At 69.7% G+C, this 9740-nt stretch carries 10 protein-coding genes; 4 read left to right on the plus strand and 6 right to left on the minus strand.

The features are described 5' to 3' along the window. The first annotated feature begins 121 nt into the window (after window positions 1-121). Genes ABZ404_RS31475 through ABZ404_RS31485 form a run of 3 tightly spaced genes read left to right on the plus strand, consistent with a single transcriptional unit; the run spans window position 122 to window position 1136 of the window. Window positions 122-370 carry a hypothetical protein gene (locus tag ABZ404_RS31475; protein WP_358832161.1) on the plus strand — a complete coding sequence of 83 codons (249 nt, stop codon included), beginning with the start codon at window positions 122-124 and terminating at the stop codon, window positions 368-370. 17 nt (window positions 371-387) lie between these two features. Continuing rightward, a complete protein-coding gene (locus tag ABZ404_RS31480) occupies window positions 388-1053 on the plus strand; it encodes a class I SAM-dependent methyltransferase (RefSeq protein WP_358832160.1) in 666 nt (221 codons plus the stop codon). Continuing rightward, window positions 1011-1136 carry a hypothetical protein gene (locus ABZ404_RS31485; protein WP_358832159.1) on the plus strand — a complete coding sequence of 42 codons (126 nt, stop codon included), beginning with the start codon at window positions 1011-1013 and terminating at the stop codon, window positions 1134-1136. Before ABZ404_RS31480 ends, ABZ404_RS31485 begins: the two co-directional genes overlap by 43 nt. Before the next feature lie 248 nt (window positions 1137-1384). Here the strand turns inward: ABZ404_RS31485 and ABZ404_RS31490 are convergent, their stop codons facing one another. The 5 genes from ABZ404_RS31490 to ABZ404_RS31510 all read right to left on the minus strand — a co-directional run bounded on the left by ABZ404_RS31490 (window position 1385) and on the right by ABZ404_RS31510 (window position 8064). Next, on the minus strand, window positions 1385-2224 hold the full coding sequence (locus ABZ404_RS31490) for an alpha/beta hydrolase (protein WP_358832158.1): 840 nt from the start codon (window positions 2222-2224) through the stop codon (window positions 1385-1387). A gap of 427 nt (window positions 2225-2651) precedes the next feature. Beyond that, entirely contained in the window at window positions 2652-3797 is a 1146-nt protein-coding gene (locus tag ABZ404_RS31495; protein ID WP_358832157.1) for a serine hydrolase domain-containing protein, read from the minus strand. 45 nt (window positions 3798-3842) lie between these two features. After that, on the minus strand, window positions 3843-4316 hold the full coding sequence (locus ABZ404_RS31500; protein ID WP_358832156.1) for a DNA starvation/stationary phase protection protein: 474 nt from the start codon (window positions 4314-4316) through the stop codon (window positions 3843-3845). Between the two features lie 34 nt (window positions 4317-4350). Next, on the minus strand, window positions 4351-5184 hold the full coding sequence (locus tag ABZ404_RS31505; RefSeq protein ID WP_358832155.1) for an alpha/beta hydrolase: 834 nt from the start codon (window positions 5182-5184) through the stop codon (window positions 4351-4353). 129 nt (window positions 5185-5313) lie between these two features. After that, window positions 5314-8064 (minus strand): AAA family ATPase, encoded by a 2751-nt coding sequence (locus ABZ404_RS31510; protein WP_358832154.1) that lies wholly within the window; start codon window positions 8062-8064, stop codon window positions 5314-5316. A gap of 669 nt (window positions 8065-8733) precedes the next feature. Between ABZ404_RS31510 and ABZ404_RS31515 the strand changes: the two genes are divergently transcribed. After that, the gene (locus tag ABZ404_RS31515) at window positions 8734-9180 is read left to right on the plus strand and encodes a hypothetical protein (protein WP_358832153.1); all 447 of its coding nucleotides are present in this window, start codon (window positions 8734-8736) and stop codon (window positions 9178-9180) included. Window positions 9181-9473: 293 nt separating this feature from the next. Here ABZ404_RS31515 and ABZ404_RS31520 read toward each other — a convergent pair. Beyond that, a partial coding sequence (locus ABZ404_RS31520; protein ID WP_358991131.1) for a hypothetical protein occupies window positions 9474-9740 on the minus strand: 267 nt, incomplete at its 5' end.

The raw sequence follows: 9740 nt of genomic DNA on the forward strand, positions 1-9740 counted from the left end.
CGAGCGAGCCCCTCTTCGAAGGCGAATACCTAGCCCGGGAAACGGCCAAGGACCATCCACAGGTCACGCCCGCCGGTTCGAGATCACTGCGGCAGGCTGAGCCATGTAAAGGGAGGACACTGTGGGGATCTACCGGCAGACCGTCATGGACCTGGACGCCGCGGTGGAGGACGCGGCTGAGCACGGACAGTGGGGCAGGGACTGGCTGGAGGCGGAAGGCCATCCGCCCAGTGCCATGGAAGGCGATGTCGTGCACTCGGTCGATCCGTACCTCCCTGCTCAACAACTGCACCATGTGTTCGAAGCTGCCGGGCACCTCGTAGATTCCGCCTCCCTCGTCGACGAAGTCGTCACCACGGCACGGCAGTAGCCGAAGGAAAGGGCTGCATGGAAGCCAGCCTGAAGAACATGCTCTACGACGACCCCGAGTTGTACGAGAAGATCTACGACGGATCCGGCCACGAGATCCCCCGCATGTGCGCAGCGCTGTTCGGCGGTACACCCAGGACGCTGTTGGACATCGGCTGCGGCACCGGCCGCGACCTGGGATACTTCGCAGGCCAGGGAACCTGCTGTACCGGTATCGACTTCCAGCCCAACATGATCGCCTACGCGCGCGACCGCCGGCCCGGCATCGACTTCCAGACCGGTGACATGCGGGCGTTCCGGCTCGGTACGACCTTCGACGTCATCACGTGCGTCGGCTGGGCCCCCGCAAATCTGCATACTCCCCAGGACATTGACAGTGCCATGGCGACGTTCGCCGCCCACGCCGCGCCAGGCACCATGCTCTTCCTGCACCTGCACCTGCACCTGCCCAACGCCATCGGCGACCTCGACGGGCACGGCATGCCAGCCCGCTTCGTGATCAATACACCTTCCTTCCAGGCCACGGCCAGTGCCACCTACCATCTCGACCGCCGCCGTCAACTCCTGTCCCGTCAGCGCATCTGGTCCTTCCCCGGCCAGCCTGACCAGCAGGACTTTGTGCGCCTCCGGCTCCTTTTTCCATGGAAGTGGAGTACTACCTCGCCAACCACGGCTTCCGTGTGACGGGCATGTACGACAACACCGCAACCGAGGACAGCGCCCTGGACGGCTTCATGCTGTACGTGGCCGCGCGGTTCACCGGGTAGGTCAACACAGCTGCGACGCAGATGGCGCGACCAGTCGCTGCCGGTAAAGAGGCGGCTCGTGCAGCACGCTGGTCTCCAGCATGGCTATGTCCTTGAGCAGTCACCCGCGTACACCTCGCGGCCCATGTGGCGGGCCTGGACCCGGGCGCAGACAGCGCCGAGCGGGTGACTCTCTTGACCTGTCACCGGAACCTGCATCAGACCCGCTGTGCGGTGATGCGCGAGGAGCGACAGGGCGGGGCTCTCGGTCATCGGACCGTGCGGGCCGCCTGCTCGACGATGCGGGTGACGGCCTCGGGGCGGGATACGGATACCGCGTGTGACGCGTCGATGGTCGTCATGCGGGCATGGGCGCGGGCTGACATGAAGCGCTGGGCAGCCAAGGGGATGTTGTGGTCCTGCGTGGTCACCAGCGACCAGGAGGGGATCGTCTTCCAGGCGGCCTGGGTGGACTTCTCCTCCAGCGCGGCGGCAGCGATCGGACGCTGCCCTGCAGCCATGAGCCTGGCCTTGTCTTTCGGCACGTCTGCGGCGAACTGGCTGCGGAACTTCTCCGGCTTGATGTACACGTCCGCGCCCTGATCACCGTCGGGCAGGACGTAGTTGACGGACTCGACGGCCTGGCCGAGGGTGCTGCCGGGGAACTTGTCCGTCAGCCCGATCGAGCTCTCACCTTCGTCCGGCAGGAACGCCGCGATGTAGACCAGTGCCTTTACTTTGCCCTCGAGACCTGTGGCGGCCTGGCTGATGACAGTGCCGCCGTAGGAGTGACCGACCAAGACCACGGGTCCGTCGATGTGGTCGAGGACGCTGCGCAGGTAGGCGGCATCGGTCGCCGGACCACGCAGCGGGTTGGCGGCGGACACCACCGGGTAGCCCGCACGCTGCAGCCGGGCGACGACACCGTCCCAGCTCGCGGCGTCGGCGAACGCTCCGTGTTCCAGCACGATCGTCGGACGTACGGGGTGGTGGGGCGTAGCGTCGGCCGCAGCGGGCAGGGTGACGGCGGTGACGGACAGTCCTACGGCCGCGGTGACAGCGAGCAGCGCGGATCTGCTGCCCGGACGGACGAGGCGGGTGTTGCGCATGTGTGACATCCCTCTTGTTCGTTGGTTCGATGGATGGTGCTCGACGGACCGAAAGGCGATGCAGCGGCGTGCGTCGAGAAAAATGGGGCCCGGCTCGCTTCGCCGGTACCTGGTTGGCGTGCGTCCGTCTGCGCCATGTGAGCAGCGCGGATCGGAGCGCTGGTAGGCGGCAGCCGACAGTGCCCCGGAGAGCGGCTGCCGGGCTGCGGCCCGAGGGTGGTCCTGAGGCTTCGGCCTCGCCCGTTCACCGGGCGAGGAGCGCCGTCGTGCTGTCCTACCGAGGGGGCGTCCGGGCGGTTCAGCCGCCGGCGGGCTGCTCGTTCGTGGACAGGGAGGGCGGTGTGACGTGCCGCGGGAGCGGTTTCCCGACGTGATCGAGCCCATGGCCGAGGTGTGCCGTAGCCCTCAATCGTCGGGACGATTGCCCTCAGCCGGTGCGCTCCAGGACTTCGTAGACATGCCTGAGGTAGCTGTGCGTGCGCTCCGAGCCGAGGAGCCCGTCGCCCACCCGGTTCATCGTGTACGCGAACGTGACGCGCCGGTCGAGGTCCATCATGACGATCGAACCGCCCCGGCCGACCCAGAAGCAGATTCTCCCGGTGGGCATGTGCGGCATGGTCCTCGGATCGGCGAGCGCGTAGCCCATGCCCCAGCGCACGGGAACGCCCAGGAACAGGTCGATTCCGTCGGCCTGTACGTCGAACACCTTGTCCACCGTCTCCTCCGAGAGAAGCCGGCGGCCGTTGACCTGGCCGCGCCGCGAGATGACGGAGAGCGCTCGGGCCAGGCCTCGGGCGTTGCCGTGTCCGTTGATGGCTCCGAGTTCGGCGGAGCGCCACTGCGGGGTGTCGACGTGCTCGTCACGTGCGGGGCTCCCGAGCAGCGTCCTGGTGAAGATCCCCTCGGGATCGAGACCCGTGGGTATACCGACTGGCTGCGAGGGGGCCACCAGGTCGGCGATACGCGGCCAGTCGGCCCGTCGCGCGCCGATCTGGACGTCGGCCTGCGTCGGTTCGGCGATCTCGGTGGCGACGAGCTCCGTCAGGGTACGGCCGCTGGCCCGCCGGACAAGCTCTCCCACCAGTTGCCCTTGGGTCTGCACGTGGTAGCCCGAAGCGGAGCCCGGCTCCCACCAGGGTGCCTGCGCGGCCAGCCGGGCACTCGCGGTAGGCCGATCGTAGAGATCCTCCATGGAGAAGGGCTGCTCCCAGCCGGAGAGTCCCGAGGTGTGAGCCAGGACGTGGCGCACCTCGATGTGCTCCTTTCCCTGGGCGGCGAACTCGGGCCAGTAGTGCGCGACCGGGCGGTGCAGATTCAGCGCGCCCCGGTCGACGAGGATGAGAGCCGCGAGATTGGTGAGGGTTTTCGTGGTCGACCACATACTCACCAACGTGTCCCGGCGCCACGGAACGGTCCGTGCTTCGTCCGCGTGGCCACCCCACAGATCGACTTCCATGACTCCGTCCACATCGACGGCGATGGACGCCCCCAACTCCTCGCCTGTTTCGAGGTGCGCTGCCAGCACCGCTCGTACCGGTTCGAATCGGTCTGTGCTCGTTCCCTCGACACCCATGCTCTTCTCCACTTCGGACGACAACTGTGGGGCTCTGGCCTCTGATCAGGCCCGGTTCTCCGCCTGGAACATCCAGCTCTGCTTCTCGAGTTCGGCCGTCAGTCCGACGAGGAGATCCTCGGTGACGACGTCCACCGGGCCCATCGCGACGATGCGCTCACGCAGCCTTTCGGTCACGGCAGAGAGCGCGTACACCAAGGCTTCGACGGCGTCGCTGTCCTTGGTCCAGCCCGGCGGAAGGGCGGGCACGCCACTGGTTCCCGCAATGGTCCCGGCCCGTCCGTCCGGGCTGACGCCCAGGGCTGCCGCGCGCTCGGCCACCGTGTCTGCGTGGTTGCGGGCGACGGTGGCGGCCTCGTCGAGCTGGGCGTGAACCGAGCGGAAGCGCGGGCCGTACACGTTCCAGTGGGCCTGCTTGGCTACCAGGGACAGGTCGAGAAGGTCGGCCAGGGTCGCCTGCAGCGCCGCACCCGCGGTCTCGCGGTCGCGCTCGGGCAGAGGGTTGTTGACAACCGGCACAGCAGTGCGGTCCTTTCGTGACGGGCGCCGGCTCTCAGGCGGCGAGGAAGTCGAGCAGGGCGGCGTTGACCTCGGCCGCGTGGGTGAGCAGCAGCCCGTGCGGAGCGCCGTCGATCTCGACGTACCGCGCGTCGGGCAGGCGGCGGCGGAACTCGCGGGCCGTGGCGTCGATCGGCAGGATGCGGTCGGCGGTCCCGTGCAGGATCAGCGACGGTACGTCGATGCGCTCCACGTCGGCCCGGAAGTCCGTCAGCCACGCCGGGACGCACGCGTAGGCCGCCCTGGGCGCCGAGGCGATGGCGGTGGCCCAGTTCGCCCGCAGCGCGGCCTCGCTGAGCCGCGACCCGAGCGTTTCGTCGGTGTTGAAGAAGTCGACGAAGAAGCTTTCGTACCACGCGTAGCGGTCGGCCTCCGCCTGCTCCGCGATGCCGTCGAAGACGCTCTGCGGCACACCGGTGGGGTTGTCCGGCGTCTGCAACAGGAACGGTTGGAGCGAACCGAGGAACGCCGCCTTCGCCACCCGCTCCGAGCCGTGGACGCCGAGGTAGCGGGCGACCTCGCCCGAGCCCATCGAGAACCCGACGAGAACCACGTCACGCAGGTCCAGCTGCGTCAGTACGGTGTCCAGGTCGGCGGCGAAGGTGTCGTAGTCGTAGCCCGTCATGGTCTTGCTCGACCGGCCGAAGCCGCGGCGGTCGTAGGTGATGACGCGGTAGCCGGCCTTGACTAGCGCATCGGTCTGCTTCTCCCACGACTGCCCGTCCAGCGGGTAACCGTGGATCAGGACGACCGGCTGCCCGGACCCGTGGTCCTCGTAGTAGAGATCGATGCCGGTCGAGCCCTCGGTGCCGACGGTGATGGTTCCCATGGTGTGCCTTCCCGCCCGTCCGCCGTGTGCGCACCGGGCATGGCACAAACCTAGGAATCAAGCAGGTCGGACCGCGTCCGTCGGATTACGGCTTCGACGTACGTCATGCTGCTGCGTCTTCCGCGTACGTCATGACGCTGCGCTCTCGGGGTACGTCGTCGTGCCGCCGAGCACCGACGCGAGTTCGCCTCGGGACGTGACCCCCAGTTTGGGGAACATCCGCTGGAGATGGGTGCTCACCGTCCGGGGCGAGACGTACAACCGCTCGCCGATCTCCCGGTTCGTCAGACCCTGCGCGGCGAGCTGGGCGACATGCAGCTCGGTCGAGGTCAGCCGGTCGACCGCGGCCGGATCCTGGCGCGGGGACGACGCGCCCGCGGCGCGCAGTTCCTGCCGTGCCCGCTCCGCCCATGCCGACGCGCCGAGGGCGTCGAAGATCTCGCGTGCGGCCTGCAGGACGACGCGGGACTCCGCGGGCCGCCGGTGACGCCGCAGCCACTCGCCCAGGGCGAGGCGCGCCCGCGCCCCCTCGAACGGCCAGTCCGCGGGGACGGCGTCGAGGGCCGCCCTGTACAGCGGCTCGGCGGCATCCTGCGGGCTCAGCAGGGCCCGGCCCAGTCGCAACCCGCAGAGCAGGGCGGGCGAAGACGTCGATTCCCCGAGCGGGGTCAGCTCCCGCACGATGTCGCGTGCCACCCCCGCGGAATCGCTGCGCACCGCCGCCTCGACCAGCTCCGCGACCGCGTAGAAGCGCAGCCAGGAGTGGAAGGCAGGGTCGGCCGGGTCGAAGACGCGGTGCAGGTGGCCGAACGCGTCGCCGTAACGGCCCTGGCAGAGTGCCGCCTGCCCGCGGGCCATCTGCATGATGGCCAGCACCGGGCGCCTTCCGCTGGGAAGGGCCTCGCGTTCGGCTTCGGCCGCCCATGCCTCTGCCGCCGGGTCGCCGCTGACGGCGGCCAGCTGTGCGCGGATGGCGTTCACCATCGCGGCCACAAGAGGCTGACCGGTCTCGCGGGCAAGCGACGCGGCCTCCTCCGCGGCGAGGGAACCGGCGCGCACGTCACCCAGCCGTGCGGCGCTCCCCGCCTGGACGCAGAGGGCGCGGGCCAGCATCGACAGCCTGCCCTGTGCTCGCAGGGCGTCCAGCGACCTCGCCGCCAACCGGCTCGCCAGGGCGGGAGCGCCCACCGTCACGGCGGCGGCACCCAGGAGCTGGTCCCCCTCCGCGTTCTCCGACGAGCGCTCGAGCTGACCCGCCAGGCCCTCCATGACCCCTTCCCCACACTCGACCGGCGCCGAGTACGCCCGCAGAGCGACCAGGTCGGCGTTGTCAGCGGGTACGGGCATCCGGTCGGCAGCGGCGGCGACCCGCTCACGGGCGGCCGGGCCCGGCTCTCCCCAGAAGCACTGCAGGACCGCGCTCCACAGCATGCGCAGCCCCAGTGTCGACTCGCCGCCGGCGGCGATCTCGACCGCCAGCTCGGCCAGCTCGGCGGTCGCGGCGCCCTCGCCCCGCGTCCCCTCGGCCAGGGCGATGCTGACCCAGGCGGCGCGGCCTTGGTCCCGGACCGAAAGGTCCAGTGAGCGCGCCTGGGTCAGCAGATGCGTCGCGACGTCTCCTTGGCCCGACTCCAGTGCGAGCTCCGCCGCCCGGAGCAGCCGGTCCGCCCGCGCGGAGGGGTCCTTCGTCAGCTCCGCCGCCCGCCTCAGCGCGGCAAGGGCTGCGGCGACACCGGCTCGCCTGAGGGCTCTGCCGGCAGTGGAGTCCAGATCCCGTGCCACTCGCTCGTCGAGACCGGCGGTGGCGGCGGCACGGTGCCACGCCTGCCGATCGGGCTGCCCCTGGAGCGCGGCGGCCAGCGCGGCGTGCGCGGCCTGGCGTTCCGCGGCGGTGGCGGCGTGGTGCAGCGCCGAGCGGATGAGGGGGTGCCTGAAAGCCGGCCCCTGGGCCTCCACCAGGCCCGCGTCGATCGCTGCCTGGAAAGCACCGACGTCGACCGCCGTCCCGAGCATCCGCCTCGCCGCGGCGAGGCATTCGTCCATCGTCCCGTCACCGTTGAGAGCCGACAGGAGCAGGACCGCACGGGTGTCGGCAGGCAGGCGGGAGACCCGTGCCGTGAACGTCCGCTCCAGCCGCGCGGTCAGCGGCAGCGGACCCGGGTTGAGCGCGTACGCCCCGCCGACCGACTGCAGCGCGACCGGCAGCTCGGTCAGCGCCAGCGGGTTCCCCGCGGCCTCCTCCAACAGCCGCCGTCTGACCTGCTGTCCCAGTCCGGGGGCGACCGCGTCCAGCACCTCACCCGATACCTCGTCCGTCAGCGGGCCCAGGTGCAGCGCAGGCAGGCCGGCACTGCTGAGGCGGTCGTCGAGGCGCCGGGTGACGGCGACCAGAACGAGGGGGTCGGACTCGATCCGCCGCGCCACGAACCCGAGCACATCGAGGCTGGCACGGTCCATCCAGTGGGCGTCCTCGACGACCACCAGCAGTGGCGCCTTCGCCGCCGCGTCCGTCAGCAGGGTCAGCGCGGCCAAGCCGACGAGGTACAGATCGGGCACGGCCTCGTCGACGAGCCCGACGGCCGCGAGCAGCGCGGTGCGCTGGCGTCCCGGCAAGTCGTCTATTCCGTCCCGCAGTTGGTGAACCAGCTGGTGCAGGCCGGCACAGGGCAGGTCTTCCTCCGACTGGACCCCCACAGCGGTGATCACCCGAAACCCGCCGCGTGCTGCCGCACCCGCGGCCTCCGCGACCAGCGCCGACTTGCCGATCCCCGGCGCGCCGGTGATCACCATCGCGCCGCCCGAACCGGCGGCCCCCTGCTCGACCAGGGCAGCCAGCGTGCGACGCTCCGTATCGCGACCCAGTAGCGCCCGCCGATGCATGCCGCACCCCCCGTTTCGTTATGCCTCCCCCGCACCCGACGGCTCCGCGTCCTCGCGGAACCAGGCGACCCGGCGGCATCTCCCCTGGTGGGCGACCTGGAAGCCTGGCCTGGAGGCCGTTCCTGCAATGGTATGCATGCTGGCGAGCGGGGAATGACCGCTGCCCGCATCCGAGAAACCGAGCCGCCGGGATCGCGGCGGGGCCGATCGGCTTTCCGGCGTCGACCCACGCCCCAAGACCACGATCGACTTCTGGGGCGTGGCCGGTGCCTCGCCCGCGGCGAGCCTCATCACCTGCTTCATGCCCCACCACGCGACCGACGCCCTCGACGCGATGGGGACGTAGGACTTTCGCCGCTCCATCGACCACGCCACCCCGGCGGCCCTCGACCCGCACGAGTTGCCTTCACGGTGGGGCAGCGGTTGGGGATCCCGACTGGGATCCCCCGCTGTCCAAGCAACTGGGCCGTCGGGTGTTCGTCTCAGCGAGCCCGTCGGCGCCGATACTCCAGTACGACCCTGACGACATGTACCGCGAGGGTTTACCCGTACTGCCGCCGAAGGTGGAGGCTGAGTTCAACCCCCCGCTGAATGTGGTGTGATCATGGCGTCCCTAGCCTTTCCTGTTGACCGCACCATCGGCATCATCGCCACAACAGGGGGTTACTCATGCGCAAGACCACCGTCCGCAGGCTGGCCGTAACCGGTACGGCCGGACTCGCCGCGCTGGCGGGAGTGCTCGTCCAGGCGAGCCCGGCAGCGGCCGCGACCGGCCGCAGCGACGCCTGCGGTACGTACGCCTGCGGCAGCGGCACCTTCACCTGGGGCAAGAAGACCCTCAACGGCGCCATGTCCGTCACCTTCCCGTGCGGCAAGGACCTGGTCGCCGGGCAGATCCGGATCATCGTCACCGGTACGGACGGCAGGCAGCAGTACGGCAGCCCGCACATCGTGGGCAAGAGCGGCTGCGGCCACTACACCGTGTTCAACAACCTGTCCTGGAACCAGCAGGCCGACATCAAGTTCTTCCAGGTGGAGACCTCCTCCACCAAGGGACAGGGGTCCAGCGGATTCCACAAGTACCTCGGCAACGTCGTGGACAACCCGCTGACCTGAGCGGACCACGTTCTCACCGGCGGCTGGCACACGGCATCCGCACGGATGCCGGGTCACCGAGCACTACGGCACCGGTATGCGAGACCGCTTATGGAATGCGCGCCCCCTCCTGGGGCGGAGGCACGTCGTGGGATCCCATGACCTCTCCCCCCAGGTGATGATGCACCGGACGGGCGTGCGGGAACAAAGACCTCAAGTCCTTGTTCCCGCTTGCCCGAGGCGTTCCCGGCAGGCTTGGTCACCGGTCGGACGGCTCGCGCGGGTCAGACGTCCCGCCGGAGGAGAACGCTGGTCTAGAGCAGCGCCCAGCCCTGGTAACGGTTGCCGGGGTTGCAGCCCTCTTCGTGGAAGAGGTAGGGGCGCCCATTTCCTTCGTCCAGGCAGGACCGCACGCCGAAGTTGAAGAACTGGTAGCCGACCGGGCTGTCCGTCATCGCCCAGATCTCGTAGGGGTCCTTGGAGTCGCAGGACTTCATCTCGACCGAGCTGGAGCTCATCGCACGCATGCACCGCCCCGTGACGTCGTTCCTGATCTGCACGTTGGGGTAGCCGGTGTCGGG

It is taken from the genome of Streptomyces sp. NPDC005878 (assembly GCF_040629815.1).
Classification (GTDB): domain Bacteria; phylum Actinomycetota; class Actinomycetes; order Streptomycetales; family Streptomycetaceae; genus Streptomyces.